The following is a 19,229-nucleotide window of genomic DNA, read 5'->3' on the forward strand; positions in this document are numbered from 1 at the left end:
ATAATACCGAATATTGCACCATCGGTAAATATTTTATGTGAAATAAGCCAAATCCATGATTTGGGTCGTGCAAATTTCCCATTATTTTGGAAAGCAGACCGTTCAGGACTATTTTAAAAAAAGCCGATCAGGATTCCTTTCCTGACCGGCCTCTAATGCTTTACAGCCTGGGGTCCATCTCTTTTTCCTTCGCTACCTCGAACAGCAAGCTCGCCGCAATTTCCTTGTACGTCTCATGATCTGGGGAAATCTCATCGAATTTAACCGCCAGCAGCGCCTGGCCCAGCCGGTATTCATTCATTGAAGTACGCAGCTTAGGAGCAATGCTCTTTTGCTTCATCAGCTTGCTGTATTTATGAGGGAAACGGTAATCATACCCGTAAATGATGGACAAATATTCAGGATTGCGCACCTTCATATACGGAGCGGCTTTGCCGTCCTGCACTTCCGGCTTGATGACGACACCCTCCATATGGTTATCGACAGTTAGCCTGGCAAAGAACCCTTCGGCTATTTCATAGCTTTGCGGATCGGACAAATCAAGCAGCACGAGCTCATCATCCGACAAGAACCGGTACATCTCCGATGTATTCCAATCGGGAAGCTGCTCTTCCCCGTTGTCATAAACGATTTTTAACAAAGCAAATGGTTTATACTCCGCCTCTCCGTCCTCGGCATAAAGCTCCAGCTGCCTTTTGTACGTTTCATAGGCCTTCCAATGCTCCTCGACCGGAACATGAGTGTCTATGATTTGACGGAGGTCTTTGTAATTTTGATAAATATGGCTGCTGTATTTTTCGCTTAATTCGGTCTTGGGCATGCGGAACTGGTCCTGCTCGAACCCGCTGCCGCGATACTGCTCAACCAGCTTGTCAAAAGCCTCATCAAATCCGTTCTGCCTCAAAAATTCAAGCTCGCCTTCCAGCGCCTTCTCGATAGGCTTGAACTGCTTTTGAATCAAGCCTTCGCCTATCGCCGACCAAGGCATAAGCTCGCCGTCCAGCAAAAGCATGGAGATTTGGTGCTGCTCCATATACGAACCGAACTTGTTCAGCAGCTTGGCGTAAATCCCGGTCAAGTCGATTCGATTGATTTTATAGCCGTTGCGGCTTACCGCAAAGCATTGATCGATGTCCTTATGCAAATAAATATTGCATCGGGAGCCCATATATTTAGGCTGGAGCACCACCTGCTGAACGCCCCGTTCTTGGAAATAGTTCAAGCCGCTTTTTAACGATTCCAGCTCATTGACGGCCTCATCCTTATCTGCAGGAGACATCGTACCGGAGATAAAGTTCACCTTATGACGGGTGCTGTAATGCAGGCGGCGCACTTCATCCTCTTCCAGATCTTGAATCGAAATTTTGCGCGCTTCACGAAACAGAACCTTCAGTTCCTCCTGAATGACGGCTTGCGCTGCCTTGCGTGCTTTCAGGAATGGCTTGAACGATATGCTCACCGACGTCAGGGCGTTGCCGTGAACGGCCCCGGTATCCAAGTGCAGCTTATTTTTGATACGGAAGGACTGCTTGGCGGCAATATGCCCAAAAATATGATACGGATGGTTTCTTACCGCCTCTTCCTGCAAGAAGGAAAGCTGCTCCTCTGCCGGAGTGCTGCGATCCAGCCTGAAATTACGTTGATGACGCATCGAATTCGGGTCCAGCTTCCCGATATACTTGTTGCGGCAAGGCGCATGGGTTACATAGAAGGACGGACCGTTCATTCCTACCATCCGGTAGAAAGGTTTCGATAAGCCTACGAGATGATTGAACTTTTCGAGCAGTGCCGCATCGCTCTGCAGGGCTTGAATCGACGTGAAGTAGCTGTGCAGCAGCTCCTGATCCGCCCCGCTGATTTCTCCCTGCAAGTATTTGTAGACGAAATTCTCATGGTTGCCCATGACAAAAAGAAAATGTTCCCGGTTCTCATACAGAAACTGTACCGTTTCTCTGGTTTGATTGCCTTTATCGATCCAGTCGCCGAGCAGAATCACCTTCGTATTCCGCACTTTTTCTGCAGCAACCAGCTTGTTGCCGTCGATTTGAAAACCGTGGTCCAGCAGCAGGCCCTTCAGGTCCTGAATGCATTCATGGACGTCGCCCACGATAATATATTTCTGATCCTGCGGAAGCGCCGTCGAGGCATATTCGCCCCAATCCTCTACGATCACTTGGTAATCCGGATTTGCGCTACCCTCTTCCGGCAAGTAGAAATCTTTGCTGCGCACCTTGTGAATTTTGGAATAGCCTTCTCTAGCCAAGGAGCCGAGCACTTCTTTACGCAGCCTGTTAATATGATTCGTAATAAGCCTCTTCGACCGTTCCGAAGCGTAATAATCTTCTCTTTTCCGATAATCGAATAAGATGACTTCCAGATTGTAGTTTTGCTCATGTGCAATCTTGCGTACCTTCTCTCGAAAGTCTTCTGCCAAACCGGTCGTGTCCAGAACAATGAACTCGGCATGAATGGGGAAGCTGGCTGCCATTTTTACTTTTTCGAATAACAGATGGAAAGCCTGCTCGCTGGCCTCCAGCATCACCTGATCATATTTATCGTACTCATAGCCGAGCACTTCCTGCCGGATGCTGTCTGAGGAAATGTATTGGACGTTGGTCTTTAACCCGCTTCCTTCGTCCTCCAAACGGAGACCGGGAATCAGCACCTCCTTGGCGAAGGTCGTTTTGCCGCATTCTGTTGAGCCTATCATCATAAAAATCGTATGAACTTTAGTCCGGATTTCCAACCGTTACGCCCCCTTTTTTCTAAGAATAACGCCTTGCGTCGTCCTGATCTCATTAACCCCGTCGCCAATCGATACAAATTCGTAGTCCAGATGGGTTGGAGATACCGCACTTTCGAACCATTGTCTGAATTGCTCCTGCCCCATTTCCCAGCGATGGTCATCATGTCTGAATCCGCTAATCTCGTAATACCGGTTAAAGTCGGAGTTCGGGGTGGTAATAATGAAATGGTCGAAATCGACGTGCTCGCATATTTTGGCGATTAGCGCCGCTGCTTCCTCTTTATCCATGTGCTCAATGACTTCCGTTAAAATCACGTCGACCTGTTCCATGTTGTATTCTTCCAGAAAGCGGTCGATAGACTCCAGAGTGACGATGTTATCAAGCTCCTTGGATTTGGCTTTACGGTTCACGACCTCCAGCACTTCTTCGTTAATATCGATCGCATAATAGCTGTCCTCGATTTTCCCCGCGAAAGGAATCGCATAGAATCCTTCACCACATCCAATATCCAGTATCGCTTTGTTAAATGGCAGCGCGCTGCCGATGTAATTCCTTCTTTGGTAAGCCGTCCCGCCAAAATCAAACTGAATGGCGTACCGGGCTGTGCTTTCCAGCTGAGCTTTATATTTTCTAAACCGGTCTCTCGTCGATAAAAAGTTCCTTACAAACAGGCTTCGGATATAGAACGGAGCATCGATGATGTTCATGCTTTTCACATATTTATCAATGATACTCTCCGAAATATCAATGTGCTCCTTGCCGAACATGGACAGAAACAAGCATAGAACACTGGCTACATGCAAAAGCTCGTAGAGGCTCTTGTTCGTTGTAATCGTAAGAGAATAGCTCTGATGAGCCAGATGCTTGCTTTCAAACGTAAACTCCTTCATATGCTTCTCAAAAAACTCAACATATCGAATCATCTCCACATGAATCATATGGATGAAAAATCCGTTCTCGTATCCGTCTGTATCTCGTTCATCCCGCGCCTTCAATGGCGCTGAGAAAAACTCATTGATCGCATTCAGAGGAAATAACGGCGTGTTATACCTCGATACGTTCAAGTATTCAAAGGTCTCCTGTTCGTGCTGCTTATACGAAATATCGTTATCCGCATCTTTAAAATAGACGTTGTAGGTGGAATCGTCCGTATACCAGCCGTAAGCCGTCCCTTTGCGAATCGATCGCAGCAGCATGCCGGATTCGGGATTTTTCTTGAGGATAAAGGAAAGCTTAGGGTTGGTGGACCGTATTTGAACAATAGCCATGCGTACCGCTCCTTAAAATAAAAGTAGTTCTGTTATTTATTATCGATCCTGCAGACTTCTGACAACAGGGTGAAAGTATTACGACCATGCAACTTTTTCCAGCCAGGCACGTTTAAATGGATAGAATTCACCCCATCCCGAAAAGGAGGGAGCAGCGCATGAAGAAGCTGGACGGTCTCTAACTTCCCAGAAGGAGGTTAGAGCCAAAGATGAGCCGAAGCAGAAAGCATGCCCCCGTATGGACCGATCATCACACGCCGGGTACCCGTTGGGCCAAGCGTCAAGCCAATAAAGCAGTTCGTCGTTATACCTATGATTTGCCTAATGGAAAAGGGTACCGGAAGGTCTATAATCCATGGAATATTTGTGATTATCGTTTTTTCAAGACCAAGCAGCAGGCGATTTATGAGTGGGTAATCTCTCCTTGCCTGTGCAATAGACGAATGTCAGAGGAAGAAGCCATTCGAAGCTGGTTGAAGTGGTATGTGAGGAAGTAAAAGGAAGTGTCGGTTCGGGAAGTACCGGCACTTCTTCTTTTTTCGATCGGAGATCAGGGGACATACATGGTTCCCTTCGGCAGCTTACACTTTCCCGGCACTTTTATCCCCCAGCAGCGAATTCAGCTGCTCCAGCAGATTGCCTCCGCCAGTCAACGAAATCGTGCCGATCTTCTCACAAATCTTCTCCAGGAACTCCAGCTCCTTCAACCGGTACAGCGTCATGTTCTCATCCATCAGCTTGGCGGTATTCAGCAGGCTTCTCGTCGATGCCGTCTCCTCACGCCGGGTGATGATGTTGGCTTGGGCCTTTTTCTCGGCAAGCAGCACGGTGTTCATGATCTCCTTAATATCCCCCGGCAAAATGATGTCCTTCACCCCTGCGGACAAAAACCGGACGCCGTACTCTTCGCTCTTCTCATTCAATCTCGACAGAACGAAGGCCGCGATTTCCTGCTTCATTTTCAGCAGATCATCTAACTTCAAGGTTCCTACATACTCCCGCAAAATAAGCTGCAATTGAATGTACAATTGCTCTTCAAAGGAACGGATCTCCAGCACCCGCAGCGGTTGAACGATTCTGTACTGGCATACGAAGTTCAAGCGCAGAGTGACTTTGTCCTCCGTCATCATCTCCTGGCCGGTCATATCCATCTGCTGCTGGCGCAAATCGACGGTTTTGACCGCTACCGAGACAGGCCCCCTCCAGAAGTAATACTTTCCGGGTGCCAGCTCCCTCTGCATCACATGGTTATAGTACAGCGCACCGGATTCATGATTAGCCACCTCGAACGCCTGAAGATAGCTGGCCAGCCTAGGCAATACCGCCAAATCAACCTCGGTCGGCAGCTCGGGGTTCCGGATATCGATCCGGATATAAGTATGCTTCTTCAGTACATTCCAGAACGCATAGCTCCCGGCGGTTAGAAGAGAGACGAATTGGCCGTTCTCGTAATGCAGGACATACTCATGGTCTTGCGCCTGAACGACATCCAGCTCCTGCAAGAGCCGCTCATCCTGCATGAACAGCTGCAAATCCTTCCCCTGGACATGAAAAGGCTTCGTTATAGTAAGAACCTCTACCGTATCCTCCGAAAATGGAGAGAATCGGTACGTGCCTGGCTGCAGCAGCTTGACATAGCTTCCTTTGCGGAACAGCAGCCCGCGTTCGTCGGTTTTAATATTGATCTTTTTAAACATCATGTTTCCTCCTTAAGCAGACCTTCAGTCTGCCTTTGATTGATGACTCTGGAAAAGGGAGGTCCTCCTGCGCGTAAGACGGAATCCCGCTTAAGACTTGTGCTGTGCGAACCATTACGCTTCCGCCTTGACGGGATGCAGCCAGGTCCGGATGCAACCTGTCTCATCATGCCTTGGAGTCAGCCTCTGATCCTGAACGGCACATGCCGGTATCCGCGGATTGCTAAGCCCCGCCGCAGTGTGCGTAGAAAGCCACCGAGGAATCCCTTTCCGGCCATCCCGTAATGGTTAGCATGTTCTCCTCGAGTGAAAGTCGAGTGCCCTACCTCGGGCAATATCGTCCCATACGATATGGGGAATCGAACCCCTGTGAGGAATTGAGCCGAATAGGTCAAACAGCATACAAGTGTATAGGATACGCCTGCACTGCCGGACTACGATGTCCGAGCCTAGGTAAGCCTTCCGTGCGTCAACCCGATACCTATTGTCTCTTATTTGAATCCATCCGAACATGGCGAAAGTATTACGACGCGGAAGAAAAAAGGATTGTCAAAATATACAAAAATGAGGAGAATAAAAGCATAGTCGAAATTTTCTACATCTGAGGAGCTGCTGACTTTGCAAACCATTAAACAATACATCGCTGCCGGATTTCCGCTTATCTGGGTCACGGGATACGAAGAGAACATCATACTGGAGGACATATTCAAGATCAGTAAGGACATCCAAATGGGAGTCAAAATATGGTCCTGTACGAAGGGCTGGTTTGATCCGCAAACGGGACAATCGCTGGAAATGCATCCGTCAGATCAAATCAGCTGTTTTGACGTATACAGGCAAGAGCAGGACAACATGATTCATGTATTCACTAACTTCCACTTCTTCCTGGATAATTATATGGTACTGCAGAAGATACGGGATATGGTGCCGTTCGCCAAGCACGGAAGCAAGCCCTGCATCTTCCTCTCTCCGTATGTGCAGCTTCCTGCGGAAATTGAAAAGGAAGTGGCCCTGGTCGAGTATCGGCTTCCGGATGTACAGGAGCTAGGAAAGGTGCTCGACATCGTGATGTCCTCCGTAGATTCGAGAATTGAGATCACTGATAGAACCAGACTGCTCGAAGCAGCGCTCGGTATGACATGCGCAGAAGCGGAGAATGCGTTTGCCGTTACTCTTGTAAGGCACGGCTCGTTTCATGGACAGGCCATAACGGAGATTCAGAGGGAGAAAACAAAGATCATCAGACGTTCAGGACTGCTTGAATATATTGAGCCCTCACTCACGCTAGACGATATCGGAGGAAACCAGGAGATTAAAGACTGGCTGCTGGAACGGGAACAAGCCTTTACCCCTATGGCAAGGGATTACGGAATTAAGGAACCTGCCGGCCTTCTTTATGTGGGGGTGCCCGGATGCGGCAAATCTCTTGCCGCCAAGGCCGCTTCTGCCGCATGGCAGCTTCCCCTGCTGCGGTTTCCGCTGGATCGCGTATTTGGCTCGCTTGTCGGTCAGTCCGAGAAGCAGATGCGTGCAGCGATTGAGCTGGCCGAAACTTTGAGCCCCTGTATTCTGTGGATCGATGAGCTGGATAAAGCCTTCAGCGGCTTAGGGAACGGCAATGACGGGGGCGTAACCAACCGGATCTTCGGCCAGCTGTTAACATGGATGCAGGAGAAATCGAAGCCTGTGTTCCTTTTTGCAACCGCCAACGATGTGACTTCACTTCCTCCCGAGCTTCTTCGGAGGTTTGATGAAATCTTCTGGGCCGACCTCCCTCAAAAGGAGGAGCGTCAAGAAATCTGGCACATTCACATCGCCAGAAAGAGGCGCAATCCCCAGCTGTTCGATCTGAATGCCTTGGCCGAAGCATCAGAAGGATATAGCGGCGCCGAGATCGAAAAGGTGCTGGAAGCGGCTATGTTTTACGCTTTTAGCCAGAAACGCGACTTTACGACCGATGATATGCTGCGGGCGATTCAAAGCAAAATCCCGCTTTCTATAACGATGAAGGAAAAAATTGAATCCATTAGGGCTTGGGGAAAGCTGCGGGCCAAGAGTGCCTCGCGATGCACAGGGGAAATCGATCTATCCGAAATCGAGGAAAGATCCGCTCTCCCAAAAAGAAGAATTACTCTATCTTAATCTACAACGGAGCCAAACTCATGAGCCATTTTACCAAAATGAAAACAGAAATTCGCGATATTCAAGCGCTGGAGCTTGCCTGTCGCGAGTTGGGCCTGGATCTGCTTCGAGATCAGTCCGCACGGGGATACAACGGGAGGCTACTTCCCGCAGATTATGTAGTGAAGCTAAAGGGCCCTTATGATCTAGCATTCACTTTGGGCAGAACGGGTGCCTACACCATGACTACGGACTGGTACAACGGGCATGTAGAAAAGGAAGTCGGCAAACGCGCCGAGCATCTGCTTCAGCATTATGGGGTTCATGCCGCTACACTTGCAGCACGCAAGCAAGGCTATGCTGTGGAGCGACGTCAGATGGAGGACGGCTCGATCAAATTGATCTGCCGGACAGGAGGCTAATACAATCATGAAATCAATCGAAATTATCGTCAAAAAGGACGGCACGCTGTCTATTGAAGCCATCGGTTTTCAAGGGAAATCTTGTGAAGCAGCCACCCAAGCCTTGGAGAAGGCGCTAGGCATGACCGAGCAGCGGAAGAAAAAGCCTGAGTATTACCAAAGAACCGCCTTGCAGCAAAACCGGAATGTGGAGCTATAAGCCATGGCTTCGATCTTGTTAAATATCCACGGCATTCACCGCTATTCCTATGTAAACGGCCCGGGGAAGCGCTGCGTCATTCATTTTCAAGGCTGTACGCTGGATTGTCCGGGATGCTTTAACCCGGATTCCCACCCCTTAGACGGTGGAACCCGGATGACGCTGGAAACCGTACTCGAATGCATACCGCAGGATATAGAGGGAGTAACCATCTCCGGGGGAGAGCCTTTTTTGCAGCAAGAGGGCCTTCTCGAGCTGGTAAAATATATAAGGTCGCGGCATCTCTCCGTAGTCTTGTTTACGGGCTTTACAATGAAAGAACTCCGACAGATGCCTTTGGCAACGGATATCCTTCAGCACGTCGATGTTCTCATCGATGGACGATTCGACGAATCCGTTCCTTCGTCTGAACTGACGGCAGGCTCATATAACCAGACCATTCATCTGTTAAGCGAACGATACATATTGGAGGATTTTAAAGCAAGACAAGTCGAGATTACATTGAATTCGGACGGTACCATACAGATGACCGGCTTTCCCTCCGATTCTCTACTTAAATCCATTACAACAAAGGGTGAGTCCATATGAACAATTTCGCCGAGCTTCAGCAAGCTATGGCCCGTGATTTGAACAGCCTGTATCAAGCAAGCGGCCTGTTTCAAACCTTATTCCGGCTTCAGGGAGTTACATTGAATCAAAACAACTACAATCAAATTATTCAAGGATTTTCCTCGACCCGCCATCTCTCCAAGGACCGTACTGAAGTTCTGGTACAAACGATATTTCATTATTTAAATATCAAGGTAGATCAGCCTGAGCCGATAGCGGCGGGAACGGCTGCCCAGAAGAAGGAACAGCCCGAGCAGGAGGCGGCCGCACCGGAGGAACCCATTCACCCCATTACGATCAATAAGGAATCCTATAAAGCGCTGCAAGAAGCTATCATGAATGGAGATTTGCATACGGTCAAGACGCATATGGTCTCAGGAGCCAAAATCGAGCATAAATACCGCGGAGGTTTTACTCCCCTGCTGGCCGCAGCCAAGCATCATTCGTGGGATATCGTGGAGTATCTTATCGCCCGGGGCGCTGATGTGAATGCTGTTAATAACGATAATTTCACCCTGCTGGCCGAGGTCATCCGAGAGAAGCAGTCGCACATTTTTGAAACGCTAATGACCAAAACCTTGTATTCTAACACCATGGAATTAGGGATGTCCTCCTGCGTTCTTAATCAGGCGGATTCCTTCTACGTCGAACAGCTGCTGGCCAAGGGTGCTACCCTTAGACAAGCGCTGATTGACTTTCTCTTGAAAGGCAGCAACACCAAGCTTGTCGAATACATGTTCAAATACCAGCTGCTGGACCGTTCGGGCTTAAATCAAAGTCTGGCGGAGGCTTGCTCCAAGTATGGCAAGGATTTGGCGCTTGTCAAAAAGCTTGTTCAGCAAGGCGCCGATGTGCGCTGCAAAACCAAAAATGAACGAAATCTGATCATCGCAACCGTATACAGCACAGGTTATGACGTATTTGAGTACGACGATGAAAGCCTGGAAACCGATATCGATGATCAACAAATTGCCATCATCCATTATTTAACCGAGCAGGGCGTTGATATTAATGAACCCGATGTTGTGGGGAGAACAGCCCTTCATTATGCAGTCGGGATGAATCATCTCGCGTTAGCTTCTTTCCTATTAAGAAAGGGAGCCGACCCTCAGGTAGCCGATCTTCTTGGCAAAACTGCCTTAGACTATGCAGATGAAAAGGGGTATCAAGAAGTAGCCAACGTGTTAACGGGAGCTGCCGGACAGCGATCATCGCAATCCGTCGCCCGTGAGCAAGAGCCCTCCAGCTTTCCTCCTGATATTGCTGGAAGAAGGAAGCTGAAGCTTAATCTGGATGGGCAGGATTAACACCATAAATTCAACGACACTTCAGCCGTGGCTGCCAGGAACGGATTTCCGCTCCTGGTAACAGCTGAGTACATTACACACTCCCCCCCGATTCAGCAGCTTCAAGTCTGCCCCAGTTCTTCTAGCTTCTCCTGTAAATAAAGAATGTGCCTGGAAAAGGCAGCGTTCAGCTGCCTATAATGATCGATCGTCAATCCGCCCAGCAGCGATGCTTCCCATTGCTCGATCGTCTTATGGATGATGGTTTCCCCGGCATTTACGATGTGCTGCCTTAACGATTTGTCGCCTAACTCCTTCAGCTTAATGACGTCGAGATAGGTCAGAAAATAATGATAGTATTGATTGACCGAATCATCGATCTGCTTTTTCCGCTGCTTCAATGCACTCTCTTTGGTCAAAAATCCCGTGACAACGGTCAAGGCGGCAACGAACAGCGCCATCGGGGGAAAGACGTTCAAAATGGCCCATGTCAGCGTGTGCCACCCCGCCGCCAAAGCGAGGACGCTCGCAACCGTAGTGCCAATGGAGACAAGGAATATCTGCTCCGTTGCTCCTACCTGAAACTGCAGCTCGACATTCTCCCTTGCTTTATGGACCAGCATATGCGGGATAATCCGCTGCAAGTCAGGCTGCTGTGCAGCGATTTCCTTTTTCCACGCCTCTTCATAGACCTTATTGCAGTGGTCCAGTATGAGTCCTATATCCACTGACACCTGCTTGGGATGAAGGTGCTGCTCCATCAGTGTCTCTACAATCGATTTGTCGTCGATCACCTTCTCGTTGGCGGTCAGCTTTTGACCGCCGAGCTTTTCGGACAATTGATTAGCGCCTTTGACGGCATAATTGACCAATGACCCCATTTTCTTGGCCGAATCCTTGATTCCGCTGTACCAGGAGCTGTCCATTTCTAATTTGTGGTGCATTACCGTTTTTTTCTGCTGAAAATAGGCGGCAAGCCGATCATAGGCGGTCTGGAAAAAGAGCTCGGGAGCCTGGGAGTTAAATTTCCACAAATTTTTATGACGCTCTGTAAACTCGTCGGTGATGCTCAAATATTGGCTCGCCTGCGCCTGAACAATTAACTGCTCTTGAATGAGGGCAACGCGTATTTGGTCGTTGTTCCTTGCCTTCGCCAAAGCCTCTCTCACAGGTGCAAGGGCTTTCGTAAAGGAATCGATAATATTATCCGCCGTCTCCGGGCTCACAGCCCGCATATCTCTATGTACCTTGCCGAATGCTTCCAGGTTAATAATCTTATCCATCCATTTCTCTGTCATCCTGTATCTCCTTGTCGTCGTTGGCTATAGCTGGCTATATTTGTAGCGAAATTTTGCGGTACAGCACAGTTGCGGGCCGCATAAGAGCCTTGAGTCTCCGGAAGGCATCCTCCGGATTCGTTACCGCATAGGAGACCAGCAGCGCTACCGCCGCACCCGTGAGGCAGCCAATCCAGACAGGTCCACCGACTAACGACGAGACGAGCAAGGCGCTGCCTGAGACTAAAGCTCCTTTGCCGCATTGCTTCATCGCTGCAACCGGATCGCCGCTTCGGATTGCACTGTATACCATTCCGCCGGCCGCTATCGGGAACAGAATAGGGTTCGCTGTCACAAGCGATGAGATAAGAAGCCCCCCGGAAAGCCTGGATAATCGTGAAGGATCCGGTTGATTCCCAAGCAGCAGCGACGCTGCAAGTCCCCCAAGGCCTCCAAGCAGCTCCGAACCGTTAAAAGTAAGGGCGTCTGCCAAAAAGGTTTTGGAAATGCCCAGTTCACCCACCATATTCCCCAAGTGGTTGAACTGCTCCTGCGTCAAAGAAAATAACGGGTTGATTCCCGACTTGGAGGCGGCGTCCCTCAATAGATGCTCACACACTTGAAGAAGCTCGGTGACGAAGGAATCATCCGTCTTGACATCTCTCACCGCTTCGAATGCCCCCCAAATCGTATGCTGGCCGTCCAGCAAATGGTGTAGGCCCGAGCCGCCTATATGCGTCTCGTTGTAGATAGAATCGATAGCCTTGTCATAGGCATCGAAGTTATGATTGAATTCGTTCGCCAATAAACCTGACAAGGGGTCTCCCAGCGGCGTTACCCCCGCTCCGAGAATAAGCGATTTGTCAGCTACGCTTATCGTGCCAAAGCTTAGATCACGAAGTCTTCTGTTTTTATCCATCCAGGCACATCCCTATCATAAAAATTTCATTCGGGTTGCTGGAGAAGGGATCTCCGCCTCCTGCTTCACTTCTCCAGCTCCCTGAGCAGGATCCGCTCGAACCATTTCCAGGGCAGCAGCGCTTTCCCTAGAATGGCCGCTCGTGCCCCTTTCCCTAAGGTATAACGCAACCGGGGGTAACGGGAACGGGCGATCCCGGCAACGGCGCGGGCGACCTCTTGAGGGTCATCCGCATGCTCTGCCGTGCGCTTCGAATAGTTCATAATGGCGTTGAGATATCGGCTGTAAGGGGAATCCTTGGAAGCTCGTGCCCCCATATGCTCAAAGCCTTTATTCCATATGCTCGTCTTGTAAGCCCCCGGTTCGACCAGGACCACATGGACGCCGAAGGGGAGCATTTCGAGCCGCAGCGCTTCGCTAAAGCCCTCTACCGCAAACTTGGAGGCTGCATAAGGTCCATAGCCTGGAAAGCCTACTCTGCCGCTTACGCTGCTGATCTGGATCACCTTGCCTTGTCTGCGCTCGCGCATAAAGGGAAGCACAGCCTGAGTCATAGCGACGAGACCGAAGAAATTCACGTCCATTTGCTTCTCCCAATCCTCCATGGGAATCTCCTCAATGCAGCCTCCGATGGCCAGCCCCGCATTATTGACAAGCACATCGATTGATCCGTGCCTATCGATCACTCGGGCAACGGCATCGGATATTGCGCCGTGATCCGTCACATCCAGCGGCATACATTCAATGAACGAGGCCAGCCCGGCCTCGTCGGCCTGCTGCAGCAGCATGCGATTGTTGGCTGTATCGCGCATCGTGGCAATAACCCGATAGCCCTGCCTCGCAAGCTCCAATGCGGTAAGCAGGCCGAAGCCGCTGGATGCACCGGTAACAACCGCAACCGGCCTATCGCTTTTATTTGCCTGAACCGGCATATACGGCTGCTGATTCAATCGTCATCTCCCCTTTCCCAGTCATAGGACTGAACCTGCGCTCGACACGTCTAAGCTTCTGAACGCCCGGCGGCCGGTTCAGCAGGCTGAATTCGACGGATGGCGCAGAACAGCCTATTCTAGCCCATAAGCGGTCCAGCGAATCCAGGATGCTCTGTTGAACCGGGTCCATACTGCCTTCCTTCCCCTGCTTGAGCCTTAAGGAGATCTCCAAGGCATCCGGGGCATGCTGTACGGCCTTGTATTCTTCGATATCCGCCGATACGGATATAATAGCGCGGCTGATAAAATCAGGAAATACCGGAACAAGCCCCCCGTCCGCCAAGCCGTACAAATAAAAGAGATCGTCACAGCGTCCCTCTACCCGCTCTAAAGCCAGATGAGGGGACCCGCAAGGACAAGGCTCCGCCCTCTCGGTTAATATATCATTCAGCCGATAACGGACAATCGGCTGTGTCGTCCGTGAGAAATCCGTAATGATCGGAACGAACTTGCGCAGGCTTGCGTCCAAATAGTCCTTCTCCACCGCGACGATATCCTCGTTGAGATGAAGCGTTCCGTGTGGGCAGGTAACGGCCAGGAAGCCCTCGGTACACTGATAAATTTGGTGTACCTTCTGCTTGAATGCTGCCTCTATCCGTTCGCAGTCCAACGGATCCAGCACCTCGGCCACCGACAAAATGCGGTGCGGCTGAATGTCCAGCCTGCCGCTCTCCGCAGCCTCGGCCAGCACGCGCAGCAGCGACGGGGGCGCCGCCAGGATCGTAGGCTGCTGCCGGTTCAGACGATCCACATGCTCGGCCAACGGGTTGAGCAGATCGTAGAACCGGAACTGCAGCCTGCGGCTGCCGACGCTGCCGTACAGATTGCTGTCGGCGCGCAGGAAGAACGCGATCCGCTCGCGGTGAAGCAGCGAGCGGGGCAGCACCTTGGCGAGCACCGTGCCGGCCCAGGCCATCCGTTCCCGGGTGCTGACCAGGAACAGTCCTCTGCTGCCGGAGGTGCCCGAGGACATGCCGATCGTAATCGAGCCGATCGTAGGGGTGAAGTCCCGGCTCGCCTCAGCCTTCAGCGCCAGAGCAAAGGCTTCCTCCCTGTCGATCCCCGCCGTGTTCAACCGGTTGAAATGCTCCATCATCTCCGGTTTCCCGATGATCGGGAACCGTCTCCATTCACTGTCGGGGAGCTCTCCCCATAGCTCCCTGTAAAATGCGGAGCGGCACCTTACGAACCGGAGATGCCTCCGTATGCGCCTCTCCTGCCATCGCTCTAACCGTTCGCGGGAGGAAAATCTCATGCGGTATTTCGTCAGCAAGTAATACCATACAATCAACAGCTTTCCGATCATCCTTCGGCACCGCCTTTCACGAGCGAATCCCATACCTCACCGCAATGTGACGGGATAATCCGCAGCTCCGGGCATTGCTTATAGACTTGATGAACTTTATGGAAGCTGTCCCTATATTGAACACGGTTCGCCATGATGAAGCCCGCCATCCAATGGGGAGGCAGCAGCTCGCGGTAAGCCCGGCTGCTCCATACGGCATCCGCGCACAAGAAGTAAGCTTGGCTCTCCGAGGACATGATAATTCCGATCTGGCCTGCCGCATGACCGGGCACGTCGACGGCTATGACGCTGCCGTCCCAGAACACATCCATCCCCCGCCGGAACGGCAGCTCCGGCGGCAGCTCGATGAGACGCCTCTCATCGATGGGGAGCGAGCGCGCCTCGAAGTCATCGGGCAATAGTCGCGGCAAATAACCCGCCGCCACTGCGCTCCAGCCCTTGCGATAACGTACGGCATCGTACGCCTCATGCAGATATACGAACTTTGCATTCGGAAAATCCCGCAAGCCGGCGATATGATCCGCATGAAAGTGAGAGATAATAATGTACCGAATATCGGCCGGGTCAATCCCACGAATGCGCAGCTGATGGGCTGCACTGTCCTCCGGTGTGTAATAAACCGGCGTCATCCGCCCATACAACGAATAAGGCCATCGGGCCGTTTCTTCGAAGAAACGGTCCGTATAGCCGGTATCGAACAGAACCGGCCCCCGCTCCGGATGCTCGATAAGCGCAAATAAAGCCGGAAAACGTACGGTCCGGCCGCTTCCTCCGCGGATGGTTATCCGCTCCTTATGCGTGCAATAGCCCGCCGCCATCAGGGACACTTCTGTGTATACTTTAACCATGCTGTTCCTTATACCAAGCGGCATAGGCGTCAATCCCTTCCTTCACCGTCACCCGGGGACGGTACCCGAGCAGCTCCTTCGCCGCCGAAATGTCGAGCGTCTGGCTTCTGCCGAGCAGGCCGACCGCATACCGGGTCAATAGCGGCTCCTTGCCGCTCCCGAACAAACGGGCCAGCCCTTCCATGCATCCCGCCGCCAAGTAGGCTGCGGGATAAGGAATGCGTCTCGCCTGCATCGGCTCCCCGAGCCGCTCGAACAAATAGTACAGCGCGTCGATGAACCGGACCGGCTCATCGTTCGTTATATTAAATTTACGCCCCAGGGCGGCGGCAGGAGCCGACATGCACAGCAGCAGCGCATCGACGGCATTATCGATATAGGTCATGTCGATTACAGCCTTTCCGCCTCGAATGAGCGGCAGTCTCCCTTGGCGATTCGCTTGAATCAGCCTCGGAATAATCGCCGGGTCTCCCGGGCCGAATAGGGCACGGGGCCGAATCGTTATGACCGGAAGGCCGGATACACAGGCTGCCTGGTCGATCTCCTGCTCCGCCAGAAGCTTTGTCTCCGCATATCCATTGGCCGCTCTGCGTGGTAAAGGGGCCGCCTCCACGATCCCATACCGATCGGTGTAATCGAAATAAATGCTTGGCGTCGATACATGGATAAGCCGCTGCACGCCGTTGGCGACGCAGCCTTTAATCACATTACGGGTCCCCGTAACGTTGCTCTCATAGAAATCGTTATAGCTGCCCCATAACGAAGACAAGGCTGCGCAGTGGAACACGATCTCCTGACCCTCACAAAGCCGGGCCATCTGAACCGTGTCCTCCAGCCGGGACGGGACGAAGGTGATCCCCTGTTCGGTCAGCTCGGCTCCGATTCGTTCCGTCCTTCCGGTCGCCGTCACCTCATGACCGAGCTTATATAGAGCTATCGATAAGCTCCTGCCCAGAAATCCGGTCCCCCCTGTGACCAATACTCTCATTTCATCTCACCGCCGTTCCATTCAATGTCCCGCGTGGACGCTTCCATCACGGAAATCCGATGCTCCCTGCCCTTACGCCAATTCCAATATACGAGCCGGAATTGCTGCCAGAACGGCTGCGGATCAAGAAGCCGGAGCACAACATCCTGCGCCCCTGCAAGGAATCGCAGCCAATAGGAGAAGCGGCTCCGCCCCGCCGGAGATAATGCAGCCGCCAGACCGTAGCTGATCATAGCCACGGTAATCATGGCTCTGCGGTCCTTCTGCGGCGTGATCCGCTTCTGCTCCGATTGCAGCTGCCGTTCGCCCCCAAACAACGCCTGATCCAGCCGGTCCTCCGGCCGAAACAGATGAATCCCGCTGGTTGCTCTAGGATTGCATTCCAGCGGATAGACCGTTCCGTCCTCTGCTTCTATGAAATCAAAGGCGATCTGACCTGTAAAGCCCTCTTCCCGGACAAAGCGCTCGACCCAGCGGTCGATCCCGGGATGCTGGACCGGTTCGAAGCTGATGCAGGCGCCGAGCCCTGCCGTAAATCGGACCGGGTACACCGCATGCGCGGTTATCCTTCCCTGGTGGGCGATGCTATAACTGCAATAGGCGGCTCCCTCCATATACTGCTGCGCGACCCAAGGTGCAGCCGCCGAAACCGGCAGTTCCCTTATAGTCTGCGTATAGGATCGCCAGCCATCTGCAGCAGCCTCCGCTAGGAATACCTTGCTGGAAAACCGGGAAAACACCGGCTTGAACACCCACTTCGTAGCAGCAGGGCCTCCAGCCTCATGCCGGAGCCTGGCCTCTTCCGCCGCCCGCTCCATGAAGGCAAGGCAGTCCTGCGGCGACGTTAACAGCCTCGTCTCCGGTACGGCGAGCCCCAGCTGCGCCGCCAGCTGTATGAACTCCCATTTGCTGTGCAGGCGCCGTAATTTATCGATCGGCTCAACGAAGACACGGCATAGGGAGCCAAGCTCGCCTAAGCCTCCGGCCACATAGAACAGCTCTTCGCACATCGGCAGCAGCCATTCGATCCGTTCCTTCTCAATAAGTTGCTTTAAAGCCTCCACATAGGCTTTCGGATGGATAGCAGGCTCCGGTACGATGTAGCTGCGCCGTACCGCTCTGGAGCGCCGGCACAGGTGCTGCGGACAGCTCTCGGCCATGAAGACGAGGTGCCCGTTCGCCGCCAGCTGGCGGGCCAGATCCAGAGCAGCCGGCGCCCGTCCCCCCGTCAGCAGTACCCGCTTCCCCGTCTCCGATCGCTGACCGCTAGTAGTCAAGGACCATCCCTCCGACCGACAGGCCGGCTGACGTCCCGAGCAGCATCACCCTCGAGCCACGAGATATGCGCCCTTCACGGATTGCTTCATGCAGCCCCATCGGGATGGAGGCCGCAATCGTATTACCGTGCGTCGGGGTAATAAACATCAGCTGCTCCTGCGAAATGTTCAGCTTGCGGCTGATCAGCCTCATCGCCATCGCGCTTCCCTGATGCGGCACGACCACCTGAATATCCTTCATCGAGCACCCGGCCTCCTGCAATAGCGATGCTGCAAAGCCGGGCAGAATCCGCGATGCCATCTTGTAGATTCCCGGTCCGTCCATCTCGAACAGGAAGGCTTCCTCCTCCTGCCCGGACAGCGCATGCGCTCCCGTTCCGCCTCCGCGAATTTGCGAGAGATGCGCGCCGGAGCTGTACGTCTTCATGGCGGAGCACAGGATGCGGGAGCCTTCCCTCTCCTCTGCCGCCTCGATAAGGACAGCCGCCGCTCCGTCTCCGAACAGGGCTGCGCTCTCCTTATGCGACCAGTTGAGACCGAGGGAGGCAATCTCCGTCGAAACGAGCAGCACGCGCCGGTATCTGCCTGCTGTCACCATGTAAGACATCACATCGAGTCCGGTCAGGAAGCTTAAACACGTTGAATTGATATCGAAGGCGGGAACTCCGGACCATTCCTGCCCCAGTGCCCTTTGGATGAGTGAGGCCGTACTTGGAATCGGCTGCTCCATCGTACCGCTCGCGCATACCAGACAATCGATGTCGGTGAATTCCAGTCCCGCCTGCCTTAAGGCTTCCAGGGCAGCGATGGCTCCCATCTGGGATGCCGTCTCATCCTCGACGAAATGCCTTCGCTTGACGTCTGACTTTTTCTGTACCCATCCCGCCGGAACTCCCAGTATCGCATCCATCTCTTCCGCCGTTACAACCCGCTTGGGCAAATATTTGCCTGTACCCGTTATTTTAATGTTTCTGCTCTGCATAGTTAACCCTCCTCATGCATGCACGTTGTCAAATCCACTATGAGATGTAATCGAGGACCGTGATACATGATTGCTTGTCGAAACTTGTATATCCTATTGTAAACTATTCCGCTGAAGCTAAAAGTACTATTTTTTTCTAATACCTGGTCAAAACAAACAAGCCGCCCCGGAGAGCAGCTGTGATTTCATTGTTTCATGAAATGAAACTTTTTTCTTAGGACGATCATTCCAAAAATCAGGGGGCCGTTTTTACCAAGGAATGGGTAAATCCGTGACAACCTGCCTACTGGA

At 52.1% G+C, this 19,229-nt stretch carries 17 protein-coding genes; 6 read left to right on the forward strand and 11 right to left on the reverse strand.

The genetic code is table 11. From position 1 onward, the window contains the following. Window positions 1-160: 160 nt before the first annotated feature. The gene (locus ABEA66_RS08850; protein WP_345587261.1) at window positions 161-2,746 is read right to left on the reverse strand and encodes a metallophosphoesterase; all 2,586 of its coding nucleotides are present in this window, start codon (window positions 2,744-2,746) and stop codon (window positions 161-163) included. Between the two features lie 3 nt (window positions 2,747-2,749). Then, on the reverse strand, window positions 2,750-4,015 hold the full coding sequence (locus ABEA66_RS08855) for a methyltransferase domain-containing protein (RefSeq protein WP_345587262.1): 1,266 nt from the start codon (window positions 4,013-4,015) through the stop codon (window positions 2,750-2,752). Between the two features lie 209 nt (window positions 4,016-4,224). On the opposite strand from ABEA66_RS08855, the gene ABEA66_RS08860 reads away from it, so the two are divergent. Further along, the gene (locus ABEA66_RS08860; protein WP_345587263.1) at window positions 4,225-4,512 is read left to right on the forward strand and encodes a hypothetical protein; all 288 of its coding nucleotides are present in this window, start codon (window positions 4,225-4,227) and stop codon (window positions 4,510-4,512) included. 84 nt (window positions 4,513-4,596) lie between these two features. On the opposite strand, the gene ABEA66_RS08865 is transcribed toward ABEA66_RS08860, so the two are convergent. After that, window positions 4,597-5,712, reverse strand: coding sequence for a slipin family protein (locus ABEA66_RS08865; RefSeq protein WP_345587390.1), 1,116 nt, complete (start codon window positions 5,710-5,712; stop codon window positions 4,597-4,599). A gap of 618 nt (window positions 5,713-6,330) precedes the next feature. On the opposite strand from ABEA66_RS08865, the gene ABEA66_RS08870 reads away from it, so the two are divergent. The 5 genes from ABEA66_RS08870 to ABEA66_RS08890 are packed head-to-tail and all read left to right on the forward strand — an operon-like array spanning window position 6,331 to window position 10,370. Next, on the forward strand, window positions 6,331-7,854 hold the full coding sequence (locus ABEA66_RS08870; RefSeq protein ID WP_345587264.1) for an AAA family ATPase: 1,524 nt from the start codon (window positions 6,331-6,333) through the stop codon (window positions 7,852-7,854). 20 nt (window positions 7,855-7,874) lie between these two features. Next, window positions 7,875-8,255, forward strand: a complete 381-nt coding sequence (locus tag ABEA66_RS08875; RefSeq protein WP_345587265.1) for a DUF1257 domain-containing protein — start codon at window positions 7,875-7,877, stop codon at window positions 8,253-8,255. Between the two features lie 7 nt (window positions 8,256-8,262). Then, on the forward strand, window positions 8,263-8,454 hold the full coding sequence (locus ABEA66_RS08880; protein ID WP_345587266.1) for a DUF2997 domain-containing protein: 192 nt from the start codon (window positions 8,263-8,265) through the stop codon (window positions 8,452-8,454). 3 nt (window positions 8,455-8,457) lie between these two features. Beyond that, window positions 8,458-9,042 (forward strand): 4Fe-4S single cluster domain-containing protein, encoded by a 585-nt coding sequence (locus ABEA66_RS08885; protein ID WP_079912060.1) that lies wholly within the window; start codon window positions 8,458-8,460, stop codon window positions 9,040-9,042. Continuing rightward, complete coding sequence (locus tag ABEA66_RS08890) at window positions 9,039-10,370, forward strand: ankyrin repeat domain-containing protein (RefSeq protein ID WP_345587267.1); 1,332 nt, start codon at window positions 9,039-9,041, stop codon at window positions 10,368-10,370. Before ABEA66_RS08885 ends, ABEA66_RS08890 begins: the two co-directional genes overlap by 4 nt. A gap of 101 nt (window positions 10,371-10,471) precedes the next feature. Here ABEA66_RS08890 and ABEA66_RS08895 read toward each other — a convergent pair whose 3' ends face one another. From ABEA66_RS08895 to ABEA66_RS08930, 8 genes are all read right to left on the reverse strand, one after another. After that, window positions 10,472-11,647: a hypothetical protein gene (locus ABEA66_RS08895; protein WP_345587268.1), complete on the reverse strand. Its 1,176-nt coding sequence runs from the start codon at window positions 11,645-11,647 to the stop codon at window positions 10,472-10,474. Window positions 11,648-11,681: 34 nt separating this feature from the next. After that, a complete protein-coding gene (locus ABEA66_RS08900; RefSeq protein ID WP_345587269.1) occupies window positions 11,682-12,545 on the reverse strand; it encodes a hypothetical protein in 864 nt (287 codons plus the stop codon). A gap of 65 nt (window positions 12,546-12,610) precedes the next feature. Then, window positions 12,611-13,477: an SDR family oxidoreductase gene (locus tag ABEA66_RS08905; protein ID WP_345587391.1), complete on the reverse strand. Its 867-nt coding sequence runs from the start codon at window positions 13,475-13,477 to the stop codon at window positions 12,611-12,613. Further along, window positions 13,458-14,840: a F390 synthetase-related protein gene (locus ABEA66_RS08910; protein WP_377739972.1), complete on the reverse strand. Its 1,383-nt coding sequence runs from the start codon at window positions 14,838-14,840 to the stop codon at window positions 13,458-13,460. Before ABEA66_RS08910 ends, ABEA66_RS08905 begins: the two co-directional genes overlap by 20 nt. Then, a complete protein-coding gene (locus ABEA66_RS08915) occupies window positions 14,840-15,715 on the reverse strand; it encodes an MBL fold metallo-hydrolase (protein WP_345587271.1) in 876 nt (291 codons plus the stop codon). The genes ABEA66_RS08910 and ABEA66_RS08915 overlap by 1 nt, the downstream gene beginning before the upstream one ends. After that, on the reverse strand, window positions 15,684-16,679 hold the full coding sequence (locus ABEA66_RS08920) for an NAD-dependent epimerase/dehydratase family protein (RefSeq protein ID WP_345587272.1): 996 nt from the start codon (window positions 16,677-16,679) through the stop codon (window positions 15,684-15,686). Before ABEA66_RS08920 ends, ABEA66_RS08915 begins: the two co-directional genes overlap by 32 nt. After that, entirely contained in the window at window positions 16,676-17,956 is a 1,281-nt protein-coding gene (locus ABEA66_RS08925; protein ID WP_345587273.1) for an ATP-grasp domain-containing protein, read from the reverse strand. The genes ABEA66_RS08920 and ABEA66_RS08925 overlap by 4 nt, the downstream gene beginning before the upstream one ends. Beyond that, window positions 17,946-18,938 (reverse strand): beta-ketoacyl-ACP synthase III, encoded by a 993-nt coding sequence (locus tag ABEA66_RS08930; protein ID WP_345587274.1) that lies wholly within the window; start codon window positions 18,936-18,938, stop codon window positions 17,946-17,948. Before ABEA66_RS08930 ends, ABEA66_RS08925 begins: the two co-directional genes overlap by 11 nt. Window positions 18,939-19,229 lie beyond the last annotated feature (291 nt).

The organism is Paenibacillus vulneris (assembly GCF_039543185.1).
Classification (GTDB): Bacteria; Bacillota; Bacilli; order Paenibacillales; family NBRC-103111; genus Paenibacillus_S; species Paenibacillus_S vulneris.